Below are 25,570 nucleotides of genomic sequence, written 5' to 3' on the forward strand. Positions count from 1 at the left end.
TTTACGAAAATGGGTTTATTTAATTTGCTGGAAGATGGAAGCCTGAGGTTGGAGGTTAATTAAATCTCATTATATATTTACAACAACCTTCCAGCTTCTCGCCTCCATCTTCCAGCCATTCAACATTAGTTAAACTATAGACTTAAATGTTTATCTTTGTAGAACAATAAAAAACTATGATTTTATCAATGACCGGATTCGGTAGAGCCGAAGATGTTTTTGAAGGAAAAAAAATTACTATTGATATTAAATCTCTGAACAGCAAGAGCTTTGATTTAAATATTAAAATTCCTTTACGTTATAAAGAAAAAGAATTTGAAATCAGAAAAATTCTTAACGATAGAATTATCCGTGGAAAAGTAGACTGCTACGTTAATATCGAGAATCTTGAAGAGTCCAACGATGTAAAAATCAATAAAAACTTAATTGACTCTTATATTAACGAACTTAAAAACATAGCTTCTGACGGTCCCAATTTCGAATACCTTAAAATGGCAGTAAGACTTCCTGATGCCATCACTTCAAGACCTGACGAATTAACGGAAGGTGAATGGGAAGCTCTGGCTAAGATTGTCAATAATGCCGTAGACAGATTCGAAGAATTCAGAAGAACTGAGGGTGGTATCTTACACGAAGAACTCAACAGAAATATTCAGAATATCGACAAATATCTTAGCGAAGTGATTCCTTTTGAAGAAGAAAGAATTGTAAGCGTGAAAGAACGTTATCAGAAATCTTTGAAAGAATTTGAAAATGTTGATGAAACACGTTTCTATCAGGAAATGGCCTATTTCACTGAAAAACTTGATATTTCTGAAGAAAAGGTAAGACTTGCCCAACACCTGAAATATTATAAAGAAGTAATGGACAATGAGTCTTTCAACGGAAAAAAACTGGGATTTATTTCTCAGGAAATCGGAAGAGAAATCAATACACTGGGTTCTAAAGCCAATCACGCAGAAATCCAGAAACTGGTGGTGATGATGAAAGACGACCTTGAAAAAATTAAAGAACAAACGTTAAACGTATTGTAATGATAGATACGGGGTACGAGATGCGTGGTTGTTCTAAGAATAGATCACCAAACTCGAAACCCGAAACCCGAAACCCAAAAAAATGGATAAAGTAATTATATTTTCAGCACCATCAGGGAGCGGAAAAACTACATTGGTAAAGCATTCACTGGAGACATTTCCTGAACTGGAATTTTCAATCTCATGTACGACAAGACAGCCAAGAGGAAGTGAAGTACATGCCGTAGATTATCATTTTCTGACACCGGAGGAGTTCAGACAGAAAATTTCCGAAGATGCTTTTGTAGAATATGAAGAAGTTTATACTGACAAATATTACGGTACTTTAAAATCTGAAGTAGAAAAAATCTGGAATCAGGGAAAAGTAGTTATTTTTGATGTAGATGTAAAAGGAGGAATTTCGTTAAAAAAATATTTCGGTGATAAAGCGCTGTCTATTTTTATAGAACCGCCTTCCATTGAAGAATTGGAACGAAGATTGATCTCCAGAAACACAGATGATGCAGAAACCATAAAAACCCGTGTCGCAAAGGCAGAAGAAGAAATGACCTACGCCAGCGAGTTTGACAAGATCGTGATTAATGAAGATCTTGATGCAGCTAAAAAAGAAATAGAAAGTTTAATAAAAAGTTTTATCAGTAATTAATGGCTGGAAGATGGAAGAAGGAGGATGGGAGTAAAATACTACACTCAAAATCTAACTTCTAATTTCTAACCTCTAGCTTCTGATCATAAAAAATTGAGGTTGATATGAGTACCGAAACATTAGAAAAAGCTAAATCTGCAATTCCTGTCAGAGGATTTCTGGATATAAAAGATATTGCTATTCCTCAGGGTGAAGAATTGGTGAAGGCCATTCTCAAACTGAAAGAAGAAAAAAATGCGGTTATTCTTGCCCATTATTACCAGCCCGGAGAAATTCAGGATATCGCAGATTTCCTTGGAGATTCTTTACAGTTGGCAAGACAGGCTAAAGATACCAATGCTGACATGATTGTATTCTGTGGAGTACATTTCATGGCAGAAGCCGCAAAAATTCTTAATCCAACTAAAAAAGTAGTTCTTCCTGATACCATGGCCGGATGCTCTCTGGCAGATGGATGTTCAGGAGAAGGACTGAGAAAAATGCGAGAGCAGCACCCGAATGCTTTAATTGCTACTTACATCAACTGTAATGCAGAAACTAAAGCTGAAAGTGATATTATCGTTACAAGCTCCAATGCTGAAACAGTAATTGAAGCCCTTCCTAAAGACAGACCCATTATTTTTGCACCTGACAAAAACTTGGGAAGATACCTTTCTAAGAAAACAGGCCGCGATATGATCCTTTGGGATGGAAGCTGTGTGGTACACGAAGCATTTTCAATGGAAAGAATTGCCCAGCAATTGGCTGACAATCCGGATGCAAAACTGATTGCACACCCTGAAAGCGAAGAAGCAGTTTTAAAACTGGCCCATTTTATCGGTTCCACTTCTGCCCTTTTGAACTATGTAGAAAAAGATGACTGCCAGAAATTCATCATCGCTACAGAAGAAGGAATTCTTCACGAAATGAGAAAACGTGCGCCTCACAAGGAACTGATTCCTGCATTGGTTTTTGATGAAAGCTGTAATTGTTCAGAATGTTTCTATATGAAACGTAATACCATGGAAAAGCTGTATTTATGTATGAAATATGAGCTTCCGGAAATTCTTATTGACGAAGAATTAAGATTAAAAGCATTAAAACCTATTGAAGCGATGCTTGATCTTTCCAAAAGCATAAAATAATTTTTTTATCACGAATATTTATTATATTTAAAACTTAAACTAATAATAAATATGAAAAATCTAAAAAAATTAGACAGAAGAAGTCTTAAAAATGTAAACGGAGGAAGTAACATATGTAACTTAAACTGCGAAATACATGAAACCTGCGGAGCGGGATGTAATGGAGAATTAATCTGCGTACCCAGAGGAATGTATATTCCGGATAACTGTTAAAAAAATAAAGCACTGTTTTTACAGTGCTTTTTTATTTTTATTATGCAGTGATTGCAACAAAGCAATCTGCACTCACAACAACGCACATTCTGCAATTTTCGGACAATGTCCAATATTCATCGCACGAAGGATCACTGGAAGAGCCTGGTCCAAAAACCAGATGGGTAGGACAACCATCACACCTTGATATACCAGCACCTTTCATTTGTTCCAAATCTCTTCTGTTCAGTTTCTTTAATTTTTTCATAAAGTCAAATTATCTTTTAAGAAACTCCTCCGTCCACACATTCCATACTTACCAGAACACACATCTTGCAGTGGTCAGGAAGTCCCTGATAAGCAGAGCATGGATATTGATATTCAGGTCCATCTCCAAACGTAGCATTTTGAGGACACCCTGCACATCTTGAAGGACCTGCTGCTCCATTTAATTGTTCAAGTTCTTTTCTGTTTAATTTTTTTAGATTTTTCATAGTAGTTTTAAATTAAATTTTGATTTTATGTTCTTATAACAAATTGATGGTTTTTACATACTATTTTTCTAGCCTTCGAGAACCATACAGCTGCCTGGAATGGATGGATCATAAGGAAAAAGATAAAGACAAACTTTACGTCCTTTGAGATCTGTGCATATTGCACAACCTTTCGGTCCACAATCAAGATCTACCGCACAGCTGTCTCCTGTCCCTCCGATAATAGCTCTTAAGCTTTCTCTGTTTAATTTTTTTGAATTTTTCATAGTATTTTAATATTTAAATTGAGTTTAGTCTATTCAATACTACAGCATTGGTGCATAGCAGGTTCCTCCCGGCTTCAGCCAGCATCCCCAATTCCCGCCTCCACGGAAACAAACAAACTGCTCGCCTCCACAGGCTTCAATCTGAATATCAGTGAAACCACCTTTGATGTTCTTCTTGTCTTCCCTTGATAATTTTCTAATTGTTTTCATATGGTAATAATTTTGGTATTCTGTAATAATAAATTCATGATGTAAATCAGTAAGGACCAAAGCATTCAAAGCTTACTAACACTCTTCCTTTACAGCACTCAGGTAATGCATAATAATCAGCACATGATCTTGGTTCACCAGGTCCATATGGACCGGCAGGACAATTCTCAAAACAGTCATTCACATCTCCTCCACTGATTGATTTCAGATTTTTTCGGTTTAATTTCTTAAAATTTTTCATGATTAATTTCTTATTAGTTAATATTATAAATATAACATTTTTAATCAATTACACCAAAATATATCTCATAAAAAGGAAATATTATTTTATTTTGTTAAAAACTTGTCTGTTTCAAAATTATTTGTACATTTGTTCTGTTACAATGAATTTTTTAAGAAACATATCTGATATTTCTGCTCTGAAATCACTTATTTCAGGCATATCTTCTGTTTCTACATTTGGCACTACAACAATTACCCCATAACGGGGTAGATTTTCACATATTATTCCCGGTACCCGTACTCTTTTTTCAAAGAGTAACCATTTCTATTTACCCAACTTCAAAAAATAATTGATGAAAGTTTTAAAATTCGGCGGAACATCAGTCGCCCATTCTCAGAATATATTACTGGTGGAAAAAATCATACAAAGAGAATCTTTAAAGAGCAAAGTTGTTGTTATTGTATCAGCACTTCATGGTGTTACTGACCAACTGATTAAAGCTGCGGAATATGCTTCTGTAAAAGATGAAAATTATATTCAAACGGTTCAAAATCTTGAAGAAAAACACATAAATCTGGTAAAAGAACTTTTTCCAATCGCAGAACAAAGTTCATGGTTAAGTTTTGTAAAAAAACATTTTAATGATATCGAAGAGCTCTGCAACGGAATTGCTGTTCTTGGTGAATTGACAGACAGAATTAAAGATAAAATTGCTTCTTACGGAGAATTTCTGTCTTCAAATATTATTGCAGCAAGACTCCAACAAGAAAAATTAGATTGTATATGGATGAATTCTGCGGAGCTGATCAGAACAGACAGTAATTTCACCAATGCAAAAGTAAATTTTAAATGGACTGATAGTAACATTGTCAATTTCCTGAGTAAAACCCCCAACCGCATTATTTTAGGCCCTGGGTTTATTGCTCATGATGAAAAAAATAATACAACCACATTAGGAAGAGGAGGTTCCGATTATACTGCTTCTATTATGGCGGCGGCCGTTGATGCAGAAGAACTTCAGATCTGGACAGATGTAAGTGGGATGATGACTGCTGACCCACGGCTGGTTTCCAATGCTAAACCTATTTCTGAAATTTCTTATCATGAAGCAATGGAACTATCACACTTTGGGGCAAAAGTGCTTTATCCACCTTCTATTCAGCCTGTGATGGTAAAAAACACAAACCTGATCATCAAGAATACTTTTGATCCGGATGCGTCAGGAACTTTAATTTCTGATCAACTGAAATGCTCAGAAGATACAAAGCAGATTGCAGTAGGAATTTCAAATATGAACAATATTGCCCTGCTTACCCTTGAAGGCAGTGGAATGGTAGGAATACCCGGAATTTCAGCAAAATTATTTCAATGCTTAAGTCATGAAAAAATAAATGTAATTCTTATCACACAAGGATCTTCAGAACATTCTATCACCATTGCTATTGAAGAAAAAGAAGTTTTGCGTGCTGAAGATGCTATCAACTCTTCTTTTGCAGATGATATTAACCTTAAGAGAGTCTATGATATAAAGATTGAGACAGAACTTTCCATTGTAGCTTTAGTAGGAGAAAATATGAAAAGTAGAAGTGGTGTGAGTGCAAAAATGTTTGGATGTCTCGGAAATAATGGAATCAATATTAGAGCGATTGCACAAGGGTCTTCAGAAAGAAATATCAGCATTGTCATTTCAGAAAAGGATAGTAAAAAAGCAGTTAATGTGCTTCATGAGGAGTTTTTTGAATCTGAAATAAAGCAAATCCATCTGTACATCTGTGGAACAGGAAATGTAGGTTTAAAACTGATTCAGCAGATTTATAACCAAAATGATTATTTAAAAGAAAACTTTTTGATCAACCTGAGAATTGCAGGCATTTCCAATAGCCGTCATATGATGTTTTCAGATCAGGGAATATCAAAAAACAGCTATGCTAACTGGGAACAACATGGTGAAAAAGCCTCTGCCAGAGAATTTGCTGATGAAATTATTCGTCGAAACCTTAGAAATTCGGTTTTCATTGATGTAACAGCAAGTGCTGACATTCCTGAAGTGTATGAAAGCTTATTAAAAAGAAGTGTGAACCTCGTAGCCTGTAATAAAATTGCAGCTTCTTCAGATTTCAAAAAATATAAAACTTTAAAAAATACCGCGCGAAACCACAGCTGTAATTTCTATTTTGAAACCAATGTAGGAGCTGGGCTTCCGGTCATAGGAACCATTAATGATCTCATCAAAAGCGGAGATCAGATTCAATCCATTAAAGCTGTACTGAGTGGAACATTGAATTTCGTATTTAATGAGTATGACGGCAGCAGAACATTCTCTGAAGTTGTGGCACAAGCTCAGAAAGAAGGATATACAGAGCCGGATCCAAGACTTGATCTGTCCGGAACGGATGTAGCCAGAAAAATTTTAATTCTGGCAAGAGAGGCAGGATATCCGCTTCAGTTTGAAGATATTGAAAACATTGGTTTTCTGCCTGAAGAATGCATGCAGGGAAGCGTTGAAAGTTTTTACGAAAAGCTTACAGTATATGAAGATCACTTCAAAAACTTATTGAATAAAGCTAAAAGCGAGGGCAAAATATTAAAATATGTCGCAGAATTTGAAAACGGAAAAGCCAAGGTAGGCTTGCAGCATATTGCTCCGGAAAGTGATCTGTTTCACTTATATGGAAAGGACAATATTGTCATTTTTAAAACGCTGAGATATTCTGAGCAGCCTTTGGTTGTAAAAGGAGCTGGTGCAGGAGCTGAGGTAACGGCAAGCGGAGTTTTTGCAGATATAATCCGTTCTATTTAAAAACAGAGTTATGAAAAAAGTAAAATTAAAAGTCCCGGCCACCGTGGCCAATCTGGTTTGTGGATTCGATATTTTAGGAATGGCAGTCCATGATCCTTATGATGAGATGGAGTTCAGATTATTGGAAACTCCTGACATTATTATAAAACATACAGACTCTTTCGGACTTCCTGAAGAGCCTTCCAGCAATGTTGCCGGGATTGTTCTCTTAAAAATTCAGGAACACCTTAATCTGAAAAACGGCTTTGAAGTTATTATTCATAAACATATAAAGCCCGGAAGCGGGCTCGGCTCCAGTGCGGCAAGTGCCGCCGGAGCCGCCTTCGGAGTCAATGTATTATTAGGAAACAAACTTTCCAAAGAGGAAATGGTTTATTTTGCTATGTTTGGGGAAGAACTTGCTTCAGGAGTGCGCCATGCAGACAATATCGCACCATGCATCTATGGCGGAATCACCTTGGTAAAATCTACCGAACCAATTGATATCATCCCTCTGAACAGTCCTGATTTATTCGTAACCACCGTTCATCCGCAGGTGGAAGTTAAAACCTCAGATGCCAGACAGATTTTAAAGAAAAATATCACCTTAAAAAGCGCTGTTGAACAATGGGGAAATATAGCCGGACTTGTAGCCGGGATTCAGAAAAATGATTTCCCGTTGATTGGCAGAAGCCTCAACGATGTGATTATAGAACCTATCCGTAGTATTCTGATTCCGAAGTTTGACGAAATCAAAGAAAAAAGCTTACAGATAGGATCTTTGGGAGGAGGAATTTCCGGATCAGGACCTTCCATTTTCATGCTGTCTGAACAAAAAGAAACGGCAGAAAAAATTGCTCAGATGATGAAATCAGTCTATGATGAAATTGATATAGAAAGTTTTGTATATGTATCAAAAATAAATCCGGCAGGAATTCAGATTGTTGAAGAAAATTAACCTTAAAAAACAGAAATGAAATATTATAATTTAAAAGACCATCTGGAAAAAATTGATTTCAGAGAAGCAACAATAAAAGGCCAGGGAAAAGAAAAAGGGTTGTTCTTTCCTGAAAACATTCCTCAGTTTAATGAAGAATTTATTCAAAATCTTCATCAGTATTCCAATGAAGAAATTGCATACAGATGTATGAAAGACTTTGCAGGAGATGACATTCCTTCGAAAATACTCAAAGAAATTGTAGCAGAAACCGTGAGTTTTGAGATTCCTTTAGTAAAAATTAATGAACAGATATCTATATTGGAGCTGTTTCATGGTCCTACTCTGGCTTTTAAAGATATTGGTGCGAGATTTATGAGCCGCTGCCTGTCTTATTTTCTGAAAAATCAGCAGAAAAAAGTAACTGTTCTTGTTGCCACTTCCGGCGATACCGGAGGTGCTGTTGCCCATGGATTTTATAAAATCCCGCAGATTAATGTCGTTATTTTATATCCTAAAAACAGGGTAAGTCCGGTACAGGAGAAACAGTTGACAGCATTAGGAGAAAATATTTCGGCTATAGAAGTCAATGGCAGTTTTGATGATTGTCAGAATCTTGTCAAGCAGGCTTTTTCAGATGAAGAAATCAACAGTCAGTTATTTCTGACGTCTGCCAACTCTATCAACGTTGCAAGATGGCTTCCCCAGCAGATTTATTACTTAATAGCTTTGAAACAATGGATTCAACAGCATAAAGAGCATCCCGTAATCTGTGTACCAAGTGGTAATTTCGGAAATATCTGTGCCGGGCTTTTGGCTTATTTCAGAGGTTTACCTGTCAGCCATTTTATTGCGGCCTGTAATGCCAACCAGGTAGTTCCTGACTATTTTAAAACTCAAAACTACAAGCCCCAAAAAGCGATTGCTACTCTATCCAATGCTATGGACGTAGGAGATCCGAGTAATTTTGTACGAGTTCTGGAGCTTTTCGGGCATCAGTTTGAAACTGTAAAAAATAAAATTTCGGCTTATTCCATTGATGATGACCAAACCATGGGCACTATCACAGAAGTTTATGCCAAATACGGATATGTTCTGGAGCCTCACAGTGCCGTAGCCTTTGCGTCAATGAAAAAATATCTAAAAGAAAATCCCAATCAAAAAGGATTTATCCTGGGTACTGCTCATCCGGTAAAATTCCCTGATGCAGTGGAAAAAGCAATTCATACTCAGATTGAAATTCCTGAATCGTTGAATGAGCTCATGAAAAAGGAGAAAAAAACTGTAGAAATAAATTCAGATTTTGAAGAATTAAGACGATTTTTGCTTCATAAAATCTGAAGCAATGAGCAAAATATATCTTGAAGATGTAAGAATATACGCGTACCATGGTGTACTTCCTGAAGAAAATATCATCGGTACCTATTATATTCTGAATGCAGAACTTCATACCGATCTGTGGAAAGCAGCCACTTCCGACGATTTGCATGACACGATAAGTTATGCAGATATCAACAATATTCTTCACGGTGAAATGAAAATAAAATCCAAATTACTGGAACATGTAGCAGGAAGAATCATCACAAAAATTCATGACAGCTTTCCACAGGTCGATTATATTAAATTAAAAATCACCAAAACAGCGCCACCTATGCAGGGAGAAATGAAAGGTGCAAGTATTGAGTTGGAAAAAAGCTTTAAACCAGAAAATTAAATTACTTATTTTCGTTTCATTAAAAAAACATACAAATTGAAATTCGTTAAAATATTATTTTTAGTAGCGGGAATCAGCGTTTTTGGTCAAGCCGGTGTTGACAATCAGTTGGCGGCTTATAACTTTCCGAAGATCAGATCCAGTATTACAATGCCTGTGACCATCCCCCTTTCGGAACTCAGCAACATGATCAATGCTTCCGTGAAAGATCTGGTGTACCAGGATGATTCTTATACAGACAATAATAATGATCAGTTTAAGGTAAAAGTTTGGAAGACCAGACCTATCCGCCTTGTAGGAGGAACCAGCCAGAATCTGCTGATTGAAGTTCCTTTAAAAATATGGGCAGAAAAAGGAATTGGTACACTAGGAGTATATACCTATCAAAATACCACTTTCGAAACGGTAATGTCTTTCAATACCACTGTTACTTTTAAAAATAACTGGACCATTACTACGAATACCAGGCCCAATGGCTTCAGATGGGTAACAAAACCTGTTCTGGACTATGGAAGAATACAGATTCCTATTACCTCCATTGTTGAAAAAAGCTTAAAAGAGCAACAGGAAAAATTCTGTAAAACTATTGATCAGCAAATGGCTACACAGCTGAATTTCCAGCAATATGCCTTGATGGCATGGAATACTTTCCTTCAGCCCTTCAATATTTCTGAGGAATATAATACATGGCTGAAAGTAAGTCCTGTAGGTGTCAATATCACTCCTTTAAAGTTTTATGGAAACCAGATCAATGCTACTCTTGGTGTGGATATCTTTTCTGAAACTTTTACAGGGAATAAACCTGCCGCCTCTTCCCCGGTAACCAGTGTTGCCAATTTTAATACAACCCCTACAGTTGCTGACAAGTTTATTCTGCAGACTACAGCCAATATTCCTTTTACAGAAGCAAGCAATATGGCGAGAAAAACTTTCCTGAATAAGGAATTTGATATTCGCGACTCCAAAGTAAAAGTAACAGACATCAGAGTGTACGGTGTCGATAATAGAGTAGTTATTGAGGCTCAGACTGATGGCTATATAAAAGGTACTTCTATTATTTCAGGAATTCCGGTGTATGACGAAACCAAAAGAAAAATTGTATTGTCAGAAACCAAATTCAAACTGAAAACTACCAATATTCTGCAGAAAACCGCTTCCCTCCTGTTTCAGGGGAAAATCGTAAAAATGATTGAAGAAGAATATGGTATTCCAACTCAGGAACTGGAAGAAACTTCAAGAAAAAGCATTGAAGAAGCCTTCAACAAAGAGTATTATAAAGGATTAAAGATGAACGGAAAAGTTTTCAATCTTAAACCTAGTAAAATTCTGCTCAGTAATACAGGAATTACTGCAGTTATTGATACGAATGCCTCATTAAAGCTACTTGTCAATGGGTTCTAAAATTTTAAACTTAAAACTAAACTAAAAAACTAAACCAAAAACTAATAACCGACCATGAGAAAATATTTAGTAATTGTAGATCGAAACAGAGCTGAAAAGCTGACCAGATTTGCTAATTTTATTATTGACAGAGTTGTAATCTCAGTTTTTTTTCTTGCTTTAGGTTTTATTGCTTCCTTACTGTACAGCCTTGCCAATATTGACTTTCTTATCAACATTGTTTATAAAATGTCTGAAATGAATAGATTTCTTGATATACTAATAACCTCTCTTATCTACTTTATGTATACTTTTCTGATAGAATATTTTACTAAAGGACGATCCATAGGCAAATATATTACTGGAACAAAAGTTATTTGTATAGATGGGACTGAGCCTACTTTTAATGATTATCTCATCAGGAATATTTCAGGAATTGTTCCTTTTGATACGCTTTCCTTTTCGGAGAAAATGGCTGGCATGACAAATGGAGTGAAACAAGGGTAATTAACATGAAAAATTATCAGGCTGAAATTCAAGCAAAAAGCGAAATTGAGGATCTTGGAAAGAAAGAAATTGCTTAAAAACTTTTGTTCATAAAGAAATTTTACTATATTTGCACACCTCAAAAATGGTAAAAATGGTACTTTGGCCGAGCGGCTAGGCAGTGGTCTGCAACACCATCTACAGCGGTTCGAATCCGCTAGGTACCTCAAAAAAAACCTCTAAATAATTTAGAGGTTTTTTTGTTTTTATACTTTAGCTTTTTTAGTATTCCATTCTTTTTATCATCAATAGAACCTATGAAAAAATTACTAGTCTTCTTCATCATTTCATTTGCTCTTGCTCTGTTGAATGGATATTTTTTTAATTTCCTTAATGATACCTATTTTCATTTTGATGTCAATCAAAATAGAAACAAGAATATCTCGAAAGAAGAACTAAACTTCATTGCAATATTTATCGCCCCTTTTCTGGAAACTTTTTTATTTCAATATCTCCCCTACCTAGTTTTAAGCAAATGGATGAGAATCAGGAATAGAGTACTTTGTATTATCATCATGAGTATCATTTTTGCCTCCATGCATTATTATAACGGGCTATATATTGTTATGACATTTTTTGGAGGCATCATTTTAAACAATCTTTATATTTATTACTTCAGGCACGCCCATGCCTACAGTTTTATGCTAACAGTATTCTTTCACGGGTTATTCAATCTGTACGGCTTTTTATTTATAATGTAATATAACCTGCCTCTTTTAATGATACAAAAAAGCCCTTCAGATCACAGAAGAGCTTGATAAATAATGTAAAAAGTAATGATGGATAGAAAATTATCTCCTTCAAAAATAGAGGATTAATCCAACATACTTTTATGAGTAGCGTCATATTAGGGCAAAAAAAATCCTCGGAAATTCCGAGGATAAAAACTAATAACCATGAAAACTCAAATTAAACATGAGTTACATTTCTATATTGAAAAATCGTGCCAAGAATAATGATTTTGAGAAAAAAAATTATTTTCTTGTTGTGACACAATTTTCACCAATTCAACATTTAAAACAGATTTTACTGATCGTTTAAAAACCTCTTCATAATTACCTTTAATAATTTCAGATAAATCTAATGCTCTGGCAAAAGTATTAAAAAAAAAATAATTTACATTTTAATAAAAAAAAATTTACATTCAAGACATAAAAAAAATTAAAAAGAGCTGATCTGCCATAAAAAGTATTTCTAATAACAAATTGGCACACTCGCCACATCCATCAAAAAAAATATTAATCATCATGATATAAAAGATCATATCAATCCTTCATATAAAAAGCCCCCAAAAATGGAGGCCTCAAAAAACACAAATGATGAAAAAAAATTTTATATCAGAGATAAAAATTATTTTATCTATTAATTCTTAGCCAAAGATATACCAGTCTTTTTTTTTATTTTATGAGTATAATCATAAAATTATTATTTCTTTTAAATACGGAATTTTCAGGCCACACACTTTATTTCTCAAAAAAAGACAATAATCAAAATCTACATGATAATGGTTATCGGGGTGAAATATCTTATTCTTTAAAAAAACATAACACACTCTCTGGTGTGCAAAATATAAGAAAAAAAAATCAAATATATAATGACTGAAGTTATGTTTTCCCTATATATTATTTTATAATTTTATACTATTAATTCAAAAAGACCGTGGCAAATTTTTCTATACTTATAGCAAACTATAATAATGGAAAGTATTTCAAGGAGTGCTATCATTCATTAATCAATCAAACCTATGAAAACTGGGAGGTAATAATTATTGACGATGCTTCTACAGACAATTCGGTTGAAATTATAGAGTCTCTGATCAAAGATGACTCCCGCTTTAAGCTTTATCATAATGTTCTTAATGAAGGCTGTGGATCTACGAAAGCCCAATGCATGAAATATGCTCAGGGAGATTTATGTGCGTATCTTGACCCTGATGATGCTCTTCATCCTGAGGCACTGGAAAAAGTAACACTGGAATTTACAGACAGAGATGATCTTGCTGCCGTATATTCTCAAATGATACTTTGCAACGAGGACCTTGTTCCGGAAAAAATCTATACAGGTACTAAACAAATTTATAACAATCGCTATTTCTTCAACTATCCTATTCAGTTTGCCCACTTTTTCACGTTTAAAAGAGAGATTTATTTAAGAACTAAAGGAATTAATCCGAATCTGAAAAATGCGGTAGATCAGGATCTTTATCTGAAAATACTGGAGCAGGGGGAAGTAAAATACCTCAAAGAACCTTTGTATCTCTACCGACTCCATTCCAATGGAATTTCTCAGGATAAAGCAAAACAAAGTGCAAAAGATTCTTTTGCAAGAGTAATCCATGAAACGATGAAAAGACGGGGAATAAAAACCATTAACAACAAAATAGTTCCTGAGTTTTTTACCAGTTCAAATGAAATTTTTAATCTTCTGAATTACCAAACCAACAGAATGCACCGCATCATGAGTAAAATAAAAGTTACTTTAGATAATATATAAATCAAAGGCTGCTCTATTTGAGCAGCCTTTGATTATAAAATATGGAATGAAATTGTTTGTAATAAAAGTATCCGTTTTTGAACAATTATTATATGCGTAAAATCATAAAAAGCAATAAAATGAAAAGGCCTCCGTCAGGAGGCCTAAAAAACACAAATGATGAAAAAAATCTATTTAGAAAAATCCAAACAGAATATTGTAGAATCATTCAGCATCATCAATATATTTTACATTTTCTAAGCAGAAAATATAATACAATATCACAACAGAAGAATGAATACTTTATATTAGAATCAAGCAGCCCTCCGAAGAATAATCAAAAATAATCCGCATTACGAAAATGCTTTATAGGTTATACTCAATCTAAAAACCATATAAAATTATTGAATGATTGAAAATATCTCCATCTCTGGGATGGGTAAATTTAGCTAAATATTTGTTTGCTCACAAGGCTTATTCTTCCCAAATGATCGGAATATATATGGTAATATATCCATCAGAATCTACCTGTGCATCAGAAACTGTTGCAACTACTGTTGCATAGCCAACCCATCCTCCTTGTCCCTGCATTGCCGAAAAGGTATAAGTTCCCGCAGGAAGACCATTATAATATTGTGGAACAGATTGAAATCCGCCACTATAATATGTATCATACACTTCTCCGGTCGTCATATTTTCTGCAAGGAAACTTCCTACATCATAATTTCCTGACAGAATTTTTGTTCCGTTTTTAGAAAGAAGGCCATACCGGATCTTATAAGTCTGAGTTATTGGTGATTTATCAGCTATTTCTGAACTGCCTTTATGGGGTTCTGTTATTTCCTTGGAGGAAAACGATGTTGTAACAGTCAGCAATCCAATAAATGCTGATACTGTAAAAATTGATTTTTTCATATTAAAAAGTAATTTGGTATTCAAAAATACTCAACTTATATGAATTTAATAAAAACTATCAATGAAATAAAATTTACAAATACTTTTAAAAAGAAAAAAAGAAAATTGAAAGCATATGTATAATGTTTACTTTATTTTTTTTTATCCTAAAAAATCATACAACCTAAAATAATCAACCTTTATTTTTCAACCTTTGAAATCTACCATCAATAGTACAAAACTGATCATTATATAAAATTAACTCTCTTTTTAATTATCACTTTTAACACTTATTAACTAAAATTTGGCTTCATAATTGAAAATAGAATTAAAATCAAAGTCATTTTGGCTTTATCGTATTAAAATTTGAATTATGAGAAAGATAGTATTAGCAGGTTTTTTATCCGTCTTTTTAATGACGGCCTGCAAGAAAGATGACAGTGTTGCAGAAAAGTCACTGGAAGTACAGAAACTTGAATTTCAGGCCAGACAACTTGAAATAGAAAAACAAAAACTGGCTATTGAAAAGGAAAAAATGGTATATGAAGCGCAGAAAAAAGCAGATAGTGTATCAGAAAGCAAAAAAGCGAGAGCTGCTGCTGAAAATAATTCAAAACCACAGGTAATCAGAGAAACACGAACAGTATATAGAGACAGAAACTCTAATTCTGGCTCAGGAAGCAGCAACGGAAGTTATGCCAATAACGGAAGTGGTACATCACAGGGAACTACTCAGAAAAAAGGATGGAGTAAAGCTGCCAAAGGGACCGTCATTGGTACTGTAGGTGGAGCTGCTGTCGGAGCCATAGTTGCTAAGAAAAACAGAGGATTAGGAGCTGTAATCGGAGGTGTTGTAGGTGGTGCAACCGGATATACCATTGGTAGATCACAAGATAGAAAAGACGGAAGGGTACAACCCCGCTAATAAATATTTTAATGATAAAATATAAAGATTGCTTACTTTTAAGCAATCTTTTTTTATGATAATGATTCTGTTTTCTTCCATTTTCATCATTCCTGCCCTGATGGGCTGGGGAAAGATCATGGAAAATATATGGGGAATTTTATTTCAGGGTATCTCTGGAAAAATTTTAGCCGGAATTATGGGAATCAGTATTATATGGACAGTGATTTCTTTTTTTATTCCCTTAAATATCAAGGTGGAAGTACCTTCAATACTATTGGGACTATTTTCTTTCTTTATAAATAAACTTTATCAGGACTTTCGTCAATTTTCAAAAAAGGATTTTATAATATTAAGTGTAAGTTCTCTGACTGTTATATTCGCAGGGTCTTTCTATCCTTATATATTGGATCATTTTGGGTATTATATTCCTACATTGAAATGGCTTACAGAATATGGACTTATAAAAGGCATCTCGAATATAGACCTCACCTTAGGACAAATGTCTGTGTGGCATATTTTTCAGGCAGGGTTTTCGAATTTTTCTGATCCATTTTTAAGAATCAATTCCATACTGCTTATCATCTACAGTATGTATAGTATTGAAAAGAAAAACTGGATACATCTTTGTTTTCTGCCCATCTTATTACAGTTTTCACAGTCTCCTAGCCCGGACCTTCCTGTGATTATCTTTTCTGTGATTATTTTAAATGAAATTATAGCTGGAAACAGAAATATCACGCTCCTCTTTGCATTTTCAGTTTTTGTCTTTACCATAAAACCTACGATGATATGGCTTCCTATTTTGGTTTTCTTAAACTTTGTTTTTATTTTTAAAAGCAACTTTAAACAATTTCTTTTAGGGAGTTCAATTCTGTTTTTATTCTTCGTTAAAAATATCTGGACATTCGGATATCCTGTCTTTCCTATAGCAATAGGAGATCTGGGGCTATCCTGGAAGCCCAATTCCGAAGTTTTAAAAATTTCTTCTCAGTTCGCGATCATGAAAACCTATGATATGCAGTATACCTATGAGGAAATCCAAAATTTTTCAACATGGGATTATATCAAAAACTGGTTTTCTCTGGAAGGAATAAAATCCAAAATCAATATTATCTTTATTCTGAGCTTAATTATTTTCATAGTATTCGCCTGGATAAAAAAGAAAAAACTTATCACCCTGATCTGCATTTCATTGTTGATAAAAAGTATAATAGTTCTTGCATTTTCAGCCCAGTACAGATTTTTTACAGATGTCTTTTTTGCAATATCCTTTATTTTATTTTACGACTATTTTGATCAGAAAAAATCCATTATTGTCTTTTCAACACTTAGCTTATTCTTTATTTCAATATTATCTTTTCCGGGAATTATTCAAAAATATATTCCAAGTTTCCGGGTGGGAAGTTTTATGGCCGGATTTGAAAAAGAGCAGATATACAAACCTTCAACCTATGAATATCAGCGGTTTGACAGATTTAAAGTAGGGAATTTAAAGTTTAATGTTTCTCAACATTACCCCTATAGTTTTGATACTCCACTTCCTGCAATTACTCCGGCTTATCTTTTTGATGATGTAAATGCAGGTATTTTTCCACAGCTTTCAGATAAAAATGATATTAAAAAAGGGTTTATCCCGAAAAAAATGACTTCTGAAGAAAAAGAGGAAGCCCAGAAGGTTATCAATACTATCAAAAACAATGATAAATAGAACAAATCCAGAAACTTTATTATCTGAAGAAAAAAAGGTAATTTTGTATCATGTTCAACACATTAGGTAATCTTCTTAGTCTTACAACATTTGGAGAAAGTCACGGAGTGGCTTATGGCGGTATCATTAATAATTTTCCGGCAGGTTTAACGGTAGATCTCGATAAAGTTCAGTATGAACTGAACCGAAGAAAACCTGGCCAGTCGGCAATCGTTACACAAAGAAAGGAAAGCGACACGGTAAAGTTTCTTTCAGGAATCTTTGATGGCAAAACAACAGGTACGCCCATCGGTTTTATCATTGAAAACGAAAATCAGAAATCGAAAGATTATGATCACATTGCTGGCGCATATCGTCCAAGCCATGCTGATTTTACTTATGACCAGAAATTTGGTTTCAGGGATCATCGTGGTGGCGGAAAATCTTCTGCAAGAGAAACAATGAATTGGGTAGTGGCAGGAGCCCTTGCCAAACAACTTTTACCCAACATTGAGATCAATGCTTACGTTTCTTCCGTAGGTGATATTTTCTGTGAAAAGCCTTATCAGGCTTTAGACTTCTCCCAAACAGAGAGCAATGATGTTCGTTGTCCGGATACTGAGACGGCAGAAAAGATGATTGCAAGAATCAAGGAGATCAAAAAAGAAGGAAACACAATCGGAGGTACCATCACTTGTGTGATTAAAAATGTTCCTGTGGGAATTGGTGAACCTATCTTTTCAAAACTTCAGGCTGAGCTGGCAAAAGCAATGCTGAATATCAATGCCTGCAAAGGGTTTGAATATGGAAGCGGTTTCTGCGGAGCTAAAATGACAGGAAAAGAACATAATGATGCCTTCAATACGGATTTCACTACAAAGTCTAACCTTTCCGGAGGTATTCAGGGTGGAATTTCCAACGGAATGGATATCTATTTCCGTGTGGCTTTCAAACCTGTAGCTACTATTCTGAGACCTCAGGACAGTATTGATAAAGACGGAAATCCAGTCATTGTAGAAGGAAAAGGACGTCACGATCCTTGTGTCGTTCCAAGAGCAGTTCCTGTAGTGGAAAGTCTTGCGGCATTTGTACTGGCAGACCTGTTTTTGATCAACAAAACAAGAAATATCAATAATTTTTAACATAAATATTTTTGGTAATGAAAAATTACTGGGATAAAGGAATTTCGTTTGAAGAATATCTTCAGATTGCAAAAGAAAGATTAGAAAATCCTGCCAACCAACAGGAGGCTGACTATAAACAATATTACGAGCTGGGTCTTCAGAGAATGGACAGAACGGTAAAAAAATACGTTCCGGATGAAGATCAGCTGAAAGAACTGGCTGCCAAAAACTTTGACGGAAAGATTTTAATCATTTCTGAAGCATGGTGCGGAGATGCTAGTGCAACAGTACCTGCTCTTTTCAGATTTTTTGAAGGACACAATGAAGTAAGAGTCTTCCTGAGAGACAGTGATAAAAGTTTAATCAACCAATTTTTAACGAACGGTACAGAATCCATTCCGAAAGTACTTATCCTTGACAAAGACCTGAATGTGAAAAATTCATGGGGTCCACGTCCTAAATATGGTTATGAACTTCTGATGAAATATAAAGCCGATCCTGAAGCCTATCCAAAAGATACTTTCTATAATGATCTGCAGATTTATTATGCCAAAAACAGAGGAAAAGATGCTGTTCAGGAAATTTTGGATCTTCTATAACAATAGATATGAAAAAAAGTATTATTTATATTGTAATCATAGCAATCATTGGCGTTGTTGCATTTGTACCGGGAATAAGGAATTTTCTTAAGGATACATTCTTTCCGGTAGCCACCATTGAAAATGCGGTTCATATCAGCGAAGAAGATTATGATATAGAGCTTAAAGGAATTAATGCACCGAGCACCAACCTTAAGAATTTTAAGGACAAAGGGGTTTTCCTCAACTTCTGGGGAACATGGTGCCCGCCTTGCAGAAAAGAATGGCCTTCTATTCAGAAACTGTATGATACAAGAAAAGATCATGTTGATTTTGTTTTAATTGCCATGAATGATAAGGAAGAGGATGTAAGAAAGTTTTTGAAAGAAAATAATTATACCGTTCCTGTATATATTGCTCAAAGTCCTATTTCCGAAAAAATTCTTCCAAAGGTATTTCCTACCACTTTCCTGCTGGATAAACATGGAAGAATCCTTATTAAAGAGGATGCTACAAAAGACTGGAACACAGAGACTGTGCATCAGTTTATTGACAATATTATCAAATAATATTTTAACTAAATTTTATAATTTGTTGGTACAGGATTTGCGAATTTTATAGCGTTGAAAAATTTATTAATCCAAACACAAAATGAAATATTCAAAATTAAATCTTGCAAAAGAAGCCATCAATCATAAGGGCTTTATCAAAAAGATCCCTGATATTTTCAGAATGGTCAAAATGTGGAGAAAAGGAATTTATCCAATGAAATCCATAGACATTATTCTTCCTTTACTTGGAATTTTATATGTACTCTCTCCTATTGATCTGCTTCCTGAATTTGTAATACCGGTTCTTGGAGTTATGGATGACCTGGCAGTATTGTCACTTACCATTCCTAAGCTTATCAAAGAGGTTGACAAATTTTTATTGTGGGAAGCCCAGCAGAAATATAGCAGTGCTCAAGTCATTGATGCTGAAATCGTAAAATAATAGTTTATTATATTTTTTCACGCCATCCCGGCCAATCCGGGATGGTTTTTTGTTGACAAATGGACGATAAATTTTTAAGCCTTATTTCAATTCCTTAAATTTGCAGTATCTAATAAAAAATAATGGAAAGTAAAAAAGAATTCTTCTTAGAGTGCTACAAACTAGGAATCATCAAATTCGGAAGGTTTACCCTGAAAAGCGGCATTGAAAGTCCTTTTTATGTAGACCTGAGACCTTTGGCTTCAGATCCTAAAATTTTAAAAAATCTTGCTAATTATTTACTGGAAATGCTTCCGTTGGATAATTTCGATTTAATTTGTGGAGTTCCTTATGCTGCTCTTCCTATGGCTACTGCAATGTCTCTGGAAAGTTATATTCCATTAATTATTAAAAGAAAAGAAGCGAAAAGCTATGGTACAAAGAAGCTGATTGAAGGAATTTACCAGAAAGGACAAAACTGTCTTTTGGTAGAGGATGTGATCACTTCAGGAAAATCTTTGCTGGAAACCATTCCTGAAATAGAACAGGAAGATCTTAAAGTTTCTGATATTGTGGTGGTACTTGACAGAGAACAGGGAGGGAAACAATTATTGGAAGGTAAAGGATATCGAGTACATACTCTTTTCAATATTTCGGAAGTATGCAATATTCTTCAGGAAACAGGTGAATTGTCAGATGAAGAAGTAAAAAGAATTCAGGATTTCCTTCAAGGGAACCACATTCAGTTTGAAGAAGAAACCAGATCATCTTATGAACAGAAACTTCAGGTGACACAGCATTCCGTTTCCAAAAAATTACTGGAAACTGCTTTAGCAAAAAAATCAAACCTTATTGCTTCTGCTGATGTTACAACCACTCAGGAGCTATTGGAACTTGCTGAAAAAGTAGGGCCACACGTTATTGCTTTAAAAACACATATCGATATCATTTCTGATTTTGATTATGAAAAAACCATCACTCCTTTAAAAGCTATTGCAGCAAAACACCAGTTCTTACTCATGGAAGACAGAAAATTTGCTGATATCGGAAATACACAGGAGCTTCAGTTCACAAGCGGAGTTTTCAAAATTACAGATTGGGCAGATTTTGTAACTTCTCAGGTGATCGGAGGTTTTGAATCATTAGACTGTTTCAAAAATGTAGGAGTGGTAGCCATCGTTGGAATGTCTTCAAAAGGTGCTTTAACAACAGCCAGCTATCGTGAAGAAGCTTTAAAAGTAGCTTTATCTCATCCTAATGTAATTGGTGGTGTATCTCAGAATAAAATTCCTGAGGATCTGCTATTGTTCACTCCTGGGGTAAACCTTGCAGATTCAGGAGATGGCAAAGGACAGCAGTACAACACACCGGAACATGTTTTCAAAACACTGCACACAGATTTTATCATCGTAGGAAGAGGAATCTACAAATCCAATGATCCTGAAGCATCTGCCATCACTTATAAAACAGAGGGATGGAATGCTTATATTAATTCTTTGGAAAAAAAAGCAATTCAAGGTTAAAATACTATAAAGTATATACAAAATAAGTTATATTTGAGCTTTATCACGAATATTTGAAAAAGATCAGCCTTTGCCTTATTTTGTTATGTGGAGTTGTACAGGTTTCTGCACAGACAGACAGTATATACATTGAAACAAAACTGTCTCCTGACAAAAAGAACCTTGATGTCCGCCAGGAAATTGTTTATTACAATCACTCCGGAAAAGACCTTCAAACCGTAAAACTCCTGAATTGGGTCGCCGCGTACAATAAACGGGGAACTTCTTTAGTCTACAGAAAACTGGAAGACCGGAATAATGATTTGCATTTTGCAAAAAATGACCAATTGGGAAAACTTCTGGAACTGAATATTAAAAATTCTGACAATGAAGCCCTTCCCGTCAATACACTCTCAGATGAAAATCTTTTTATTCCTCTGAAAAATGTATTAAAACCTGGCGAAAGCGTCACTTTACAGTTGCAATACAGGATGCAGCTTCCCGATAAAAACTTTACGGGATACGGAACATCTGCACAGAATACTCTATTAAAATATTTCTTTATTGTTCCGGATCATTTTGATCCGGACAATATTTCCAAAAGAAACTATCACGATATTGAGGAACAGGTAAGTTTTAATACTTTCTGGACCGTCAATTTTGATCTTCCTGTTAATAATTTTGTTGAAGGAAATCTTCCACAGGTTCAAATGAATTCATTTAAGGGATACCTTGACTCAGATCCTGAATTTTTGATTTCTCCGACAGCATTTCAATCCATCAAAACCAATGTTGATGGAGATGAAATCCAAATCAAGTTTGGTTATAATCTTAAACCGGAAGAAAAACAAAACCTGGAGTTTTATCTTCCTTTACAATTAAAATTTATCAAGGAACGCATCGGGTATCTTCCGAAAAGTATTTTTATCTCAGATAAATTCCGAGCTAAAGAAGACTTTTTCGGGAATAATGATATTACTTTCTGGAAATTCAGATTCCGCCTGTTTACCGAGACCGAAAAAACCGATATGGATTATTTCGGGATCATTGCTAAGAAAATTCTTGACGAAGGCGTTATTGCAGATAAAGAAAAAGACCATTGGTTTAAAAATGGTTTAAAATCATATCTTGAAATTCAGTACCTCAAAAAATTCTACGCTGATACGAAACTTTTAGGGACACTTCCCGAGACAAGAATCTTTGGGCTTAAACCTTTAAAGCTATTCCATGCCTCCAAAGTAAAACTTCTGGACCGCTACGGACTTTCCTATCAGTATATTATGCTGCAGAACCTTGATCAGAAAATTGATGAACATTTCCCTGTTCTGAGTAATTTCAATGATATGGCTATCAGCAGCTTTGAAACAGGAAGTCTTTTCAATTATTCGGCCGACAAAATGGGATATGAACCATTCAATGGGATTCTAAAAAACTATATTTCTCAGAATTCCGGAAAAAAAATTAATCCTGATGAATTCCTTTCTTCCCTTGCTGAAAACAATACATCAACAGCCTATCTCTCCAACTTTTTTAAACAGAAAAACAGGGTTGATTTTAAATTGAAAAACATTAGAAAAGACAATGACTCTCTGCAAATAAAAATTGTAAGAAATACAGACATTTCTATTCCCGTAAAACTGGAAACGGAAACCAGAGAAGGAGAAAAGAAAACGTACTGGATAGATACGGAGGAAAATGAACGTACCACCAGCCTGTCACTTCCTGCATCAGAGAATATTTACAAAACCACCTTAAATAGTGGTTATATCTTTCCTGAATCCAATTACAGGGACAACTTCCTGTATGCGAAAGGATTATTTTCCAATGCAAAAAAAATTAAACTTAAATTAATAAAAGATATTCCCAACCCGGAATACAATGAAATTTACATCAGCCCAAGGGTACGTTTCAACAATACGTATGATAAATTTCTTTTGGGAGCCAATTTTAAAAATCAGTCTTTCTTTGATCAGAAATTTTTGTATTCGGTGACTCCAACTTATAGCACAGGAACAGGTAAACTAACCGGTTCAGGAGCTGTCTCCTACTCTATTCTGCCTGCAGAAAGCATTATCCGAAGTCTGACATTTGGACTCTCAGGATCTTATTTCCATTATGATTATGATCTGGCCTACAGAAAAACCTCAATATCATCTTCTATCAACTTCAGAAAGAATCCAAGAAGTACAGTAAGCAGAAGTCTGGGAGTTTCCTATAATTATTTTGAAAGGGATCTGAGCCCTACAATGATTGCCAATAACGATTACAGCAAATATAACCTCTGGAGTATTGGATATGGTTATAGCGACAGCCAGATGATTCATGAAAAAAGCTTCAGCCTAAGTACCCAGGGAATGGAAGATTTCAATAAAATAACAGCTGAAGGCTTCTACAGATGGGAATTTGCTCCTAAACAAAAGCTGAGCTTACGTTTATTTGCCGGTTACTTCTTAAGAAACAACACCCGAAATAACCTTTTCGATTATGGAATTTCGAGGGTTTCCAACTATTCATTCTCTTATACGCTTTTAGGAGAAAGTGCCAGCAGCGGTCTTCTTTCCCAGCAGTTTATATTGGCTGATGGTGGTTTTAAATCTTTTCTTCCGGGAACAGTGAATCAATGGATTACGTCTGCCAATGTAGATTCAAGCGTATGGAAAATATTCCACGTATATGCAGATGCCGGAGTTTATAAAAACAAAGATCTTCCTGCCAAATTCATTTGGGACACCGGAGTTAAGGTAAGAATCATCCCGGATTTTCTGGAAGTATATTTCCCGATACAGTCTTCTTTAGGTTTTGAACCTTCATTCAAAGATTATGGAAAGCGTATCAGATACACTTTAATTCTTAATCTCGGATCAATAATTAATGCAGCGAGAAGAGGCTGGTATTAAGTAAGATTCTGAAAAATAAAAAATAAGGACAGCCTGTTATCGGTTGTCCTTTCTTATTTAAAACTAATCTTTTATAATTTTCTGCGATATAGGAATATTATTAATCGTTCCTGTGACAATGTAAGTTCCTTTCGGAAGCTCAGCAATATCAAGAGTGGAGGCCAGTTTCGTCGGTGATTTTTTAACGACCTGCCTGAATGTATCATACACTTTCACATCTTTCACCTCAGTTCCGAACACTACTTTACTGTCTTTTATGAATGGATTCTGTACAAAACCAGATTTCACACTTCCTTCAAGAGAAAAGTCTGCCATATTATCGTTACTGCTTACCAAAGTTCTTTTGATAGCTGTAGTTGTTGTGGGAGAAGGAGCTGGCCCCTCTCCTTTAAACTGATCAGCATTGGATCCGTACCCTACAAAATCCAGTACATTGGATGCAGAAGGCCCTGTCACCTGCACTATATTTCCGGCTAAAGCTACTTTTCCTGACACACTGGAAATTTTCAGCCCTGAAGATGGATTAGGCGTTCCGTCAAAATTAGTTATTTGGGTGGCAATAAAATCCGGTGTTGGCAGATTTTCAATACCTCCTTCAATTGCTGACTCCTGAATTAAGTAGGTTTCTTCCGGCCCTAAAGTAAGATCCGGCAGCGTATGATATTCCGTAAAAGCACCTATTGCCGGAGCATATTGAATACTTGCTCCTGTCAAAGAGACCCAATTAGTTCCGATATTTTTAAGGACGATATAATTATTCTTCAATACAGCCCCTGAATTGACATTTCCACCATAGATCTCATTAATCACAATCTGGGCATTGGAAAAGGAAGTTAGTAAAGTAAGTCCAACAAGAGTAAAGATTTTTTTCATTGTAATAATTTTAAGAAATGGATTAAAAATAAAACATCAAAAACAATACCACCAAATTAAAAAATATATAGGATACAAAAACTTAAAAATCAGCAAACAATCACAAAAAACAGCCACTT

Annotated in this window: 26 protein-coding genes and 1 tRNA gene; 21 read left to right on the forward strand and 6 right to left on the reverse strand. The window is 35.0% G+C overall.

Annotated elements, in window-relative coordinates; translation table 11 throughout:
- The first annotated feature begins 176 nt into the window (after positions 1 to 176).
- From PZ898_RS10935 to PZ898_RS10950, 4 genes are all read left to right on the forward strand, one after another.
- Positions 177 to 1,034, forward strand: a complete 858-nt coding sequence (locus PZ898_RS10935) for a DUF1732 domain-containing protein (RefSeq protein ID WP_082798853.1) — start codon at positions 177 to 179, stop codon at positions 1,032 to 1,034.
- Positions 1,035 to 1,116: 82 nt separating this feature from the next.
- Positions 1,117 to 1,680, forward strand: coding sequence for a guanylate kinase (gene gmk / locus PZ898_RS10940; RefSeq protein WP_227942877.1), 564 nt, complete (start codon positions 1,117 to 1,119; stop codon positions 1,678 to 1,680).
- Between the two features lie 104 nt (positions 1,681 to 1,784).
- Positions 1,785 to 2,804, forward strand: a complete 1,020-nt coding sequence (nadA, locus tag PZ898_RS10945) for a quinolinate synthase NadA (protein WP_034694934.1) — start codon at positions 1,785 to 1,787, stop codon at positions 2,802 to 2,804.
- Positions 2,805 to 2,855: 51 nt separating this feature from the next.
- Positions 2,856 to 3,017, forward strand: a complete 162-nt coding sequence (locus tag PZ898_RS10950; RefSeq protein ID WP_157885796.1) for a hypothetical protein — start codon at positions 2,856 to 2,858, stop codon at positions 3,015 to 3,017.
- Positions 3,018 to 3,280: 263 nt separating this feature from the next.
- Here the strand turns inward: PZ898_RS10950 and PZ898_RS10955 are convergent, their stop codons facing one another.
- The 4 genes from PZ898_RS10955 to PZ898_RS10970 all read right to left on the reverse strand — a co-directional run bounded on the left by PZ898_RS10955 (position 3,281) and on the right by PZ898_RS10970 (position 4,207).
- A complete protein-coding gene (locus tag PZ898_RS10955; RefSeq protein ID WP_062676231.1) occupies positions 3,281 to 3,490 on the reverse strand; it encodes a hypothetical protein in 210 nt (69 codons plus the stop codon).
- 68 nt (positions 3,491 to 3,558) lie between these two features.
- Positions 3,559 to 3,756 carry a hypothetical protein gene (locus tag PZ898_RS10960; protein WP_062676232.1) on the reverse strand — a complete coding sequence of 66 codons (198 nt, stop codon included), beginning with the start codon at positions 3,754 to 3,756 and terminating at the stop codon, positions 3,559 to 3,561.
- Positions 3,757 to 3,795: 39 nt separating this feature from the next.
- Complete coding sequence (locus tag PZ898_RS10965) at positions 3,796 to 3,966, reverse strand: hypothetical protein (protein WP_277695499.1); 171 nt, start codon at positions 3,964 to 3,966, stop codon at positions 3,796 to 3,798.
- 46 nt (positions 3,967 to 4,012) lie between these two features.
- Entirely contained in the window at positions 4,013 to 4,207 is a 195-nt protein-coding gene (locus PZ898_RS10970; protein WP_123279184.1) for a hypothetical protein, read from the reverse strand.
- Positions 4,208 to 4,541: 334 nt separating this feature from the next.
- Here PZ898_RS10970 and thrA point away from each other — a divergent pair, with 334 nt between their 5' ends.
- The 9 genes from thrA (at position 4,542) to PZ898_RS11015 (ending at position 14,038) form a co-directional block, all read left to right on the forward strand.
- A complete protein-coding gene (thrA, locus tag PZ898_RS10975) occupies positions 4,542 to 6,989 on the forward strand; it encodes a bifunctional aspartate kinase/homoserine dehydrogenase I (RefSeq protein ID WP_277695500.1) in 2,448 nt (815 codons plus the stop codon).
- A 10-nt stretch (positions 6,990 to 6,999) separates the two neighbouring features.
- On the forward strand, positions 7,000 to 7,926 hold the full coding sequence (locus PZ898_RS10980; protein WP_062676236.1) for a homoserine kinase: 927 nt from the start codon (positions 7,000 to 7,002) through the stop codon (positions 7,924 to 7,926).
- A gap of 15 nt (positions 7,927 to 7,941) precedes the next feature.
- Positions 7,942 to 9,246: a threonine synthase gene (gene thrC / locus PZ898_RS10985; RefSeq protein WP_277695501.1), complete on the forward strand. Its 1,305-nt coding sequence runs from the start codon at positions 7,942 to 7,944 to the stop codon at positions 9,244 to 9,246.
- A 4-nt stretch (positions 9,247 to 9,250) separates the two neighbouring features.
- A complete protein-coding gene (gene folB / locus PZ898_RS10990) occupies positions 9,251 to 9,619 on the forward strand; it encodes a dihydroneopterin aldolase (protein WP_123279180.1) in 369 nt (122 codons plus the stop codon).
- A 36-nt stretch (positions 9,620 to 9,655) separates the two neighbouring features.
- On the forward strand, positions 9,656 to 11,020 hold the full coding sequence (locus PZ898_RS10995) for a DUF4403 family protein (protein WP_062676239.1): 1,365 nt from the start codon (positions 9,656 to 9,658) through the stop codon (positions 11,018 to 11,020).
- 54 nt (positions 11,021 to 11,074) lie between these two features.
- Positions 11,075 to 11,506, forward strand: coding sequence for an RDD family protein (locus PZ898_RS11000; RefSeq protein WP_277695502.1), 432 nt, complete (start codon positions 11,075 to 11,077; stop codon positions 11,504 to 11,506).
- Between the two features lie 135 nt (positions 11,507 to 11,641).
- A tRNA-Cys gene (locus PZ898_RS11005) sits at positions 11,642 to 11,712 on the forward strand.
- A 90-nt stretch (positions 11,713 to 11,802) separates the two neighbouring features.
- On the forward strand, positions 11,803 to 12,246 hold the full coding sequence (locus PZ898_RS11010) for a CPBP family intramembrane glutamic endopeptidase (protein ID WP_123279178.1): 444 nt from the start codon (positions 11,803 to 11,805) through the stop codon (positions 12,244 to 12,246).
- 958 nt (positions 12,247 to 13,204) lie between these two features.
- Complete coding sequence (locus PZ898_RS11015) at positions 13,205 to 14,038, forward strand: glycosyltransferase family 2 protein (protein WP_062676243.1); 834 nt, start codon at positions 13,205 to 13,207, stop codon at positions 14,036 to 14,038.
- 453 nt (positions 14,039 to 14,491) lie between these two features.
- Here the strand turns inward: PZ898_RS11015 and PZ898_RS11020 are convergent, their stop codons facing one another.
- Positions 14,492 to 14,932: a hypothetical protein gene (locus PZ898_RS11020; protein ID WP_277695503.1), complete on the reverse strand. Its 441-nt coding sequence runs from the start codon at positions 14,930 to 14,932 to the stop codon at positions 14,492 to 14,494.
- Between the two features lie 352 nt (positions 14,933 to 15,284).
- Between PZ898_RS11020 and PZ898_RS11025 the strand changes: the two genes are divergently transcribed.
- The 8 genes from PZ898_RS11025 to PZ898_RS11060 all read left to right on the forward strand — a co-directional run bounded on the left by PZ898_RS11025 (position 15,285) and on the right by PZ898_RS11060 (position 24,578).
- Positions 15,285 to 15,836, forward strand: coding sequence for a glycine zipper domain-containing protein (locus tag PZ898_RS11025; protein WP_277695504.1), 552 nt, complete (start codon positions 15,285 to 15,287; stop codon positions 15,834 to 15,836).
- 55 nt (positions 15,837 to 15,891) lie between these two features.
- Positions 15,892 to 17,526, forward strand: a complete 1,635-nt coding sequence (locus PZ898_RS11030) for a hypothetical protein (protein WP_277695505.1) — start codon at positions 15,892 to 15,894, stop codon at positions 17,524 to 17,526.
- A gap of 50 nt (positions 17,527 to 17,576) precedes the next feature.
- Positions 17,577 to 18,647, forward strand: a complete 1,071-nt coding sequence (gene aroC / locus PZ898_RS11035; protein WP_062676248.1) for a chorismate synthase — start codon at positions 17,577 to 17,579, stop codon at positions 18,645 to 18,647.
- 17 nt (positions 18,648 to 18,664) lie between these two features.
- On the forward strand, positions 18,665 to 19,228 hold the full coding sequence (locus tag PZ898_RS11040; protein ID WP_062676249.1) for a thioredoxin family protein: 564 nt from the start codon (positions 18,665 to 18,667) through the stop codon (positions 19,226 to 19,228).
- 8 nt (positions 19,229 to 19,236) lie between these two features.
- Positions 19,237 to 19,776 (forward strand): TlpA disulfide reductase family protein, encoded by a 540-nt coding sequence (locus PZ898_RS11045; RefSeq protein ID WP_062676250.1) that lies wholly within the window; start codon positions 19,237 to 19,239, stop codon positions 19,774 to 19,776.
- A gap of 82 nt (positions 19,777 to 19,858) precedes the next feature.
- Positions 19,859 to 20,200 (forward strand): DUF1232 domain-containing protein, encoded by a 342-nt coding sequence (locus PZ898_RS11050; protein WP_062676251.1) that lies wholly within the window; start codon positions 19,859 to 19,861, stop codon positions 20,198 to 20,200.
- 122 nt (positions 20,201 to 20,322) lie between these two features.
- A complete protein-coding gene (pyrF, locus tag PZ898_RS11055) occupies positions 20,323 to 21,702 on the forward strand; it encodes an orotidine-5'-phosphate decarboxylase (protein WP_120232887.1) in 1,380 nt (459 codons plus the stop codon).
- 53 nt (positions 21,703 to 21,755) lie between these two features.
- A complete protein-coding gene (locus tag PZ898_RS11060) occupies positions 21,756 to 24,578 on the forward strand; it encodes an aminopeptidase (protein WP_065119727.1) in 2,823 nt (940 codons plus the stop codon).
- Positions 24,579 to 24,641: 63 nt separating this feature from the next.
- Here PZ898_RS11060 and PZ898_RS11065 read toward each other — a convergent pair whose 3' ends face one another.
- Complete coding sequence (locus PZ898_RS11065; protein WP_277695506.1) at positions 24,642 to 25,451, reverse strand: T9SS type A sorting domain-containing protein; 810 nt, start codon at positions 25,449 to 25,451, stop codon at positions 24,642 to 24,644.
- Between the last annotated feature and the right edge of the window lie 119 nt (positions 25,452 to 25,570).

The organism is Chryseobacterium sp. WX (assembly GCF_029542485.1).
Lineage (GTDB): Bacteria > Bacteroidota > Bacteroidia > Flavobacteriales > Weeksellaceae > Chryseobacterium > Chryseobacterium cucumeris.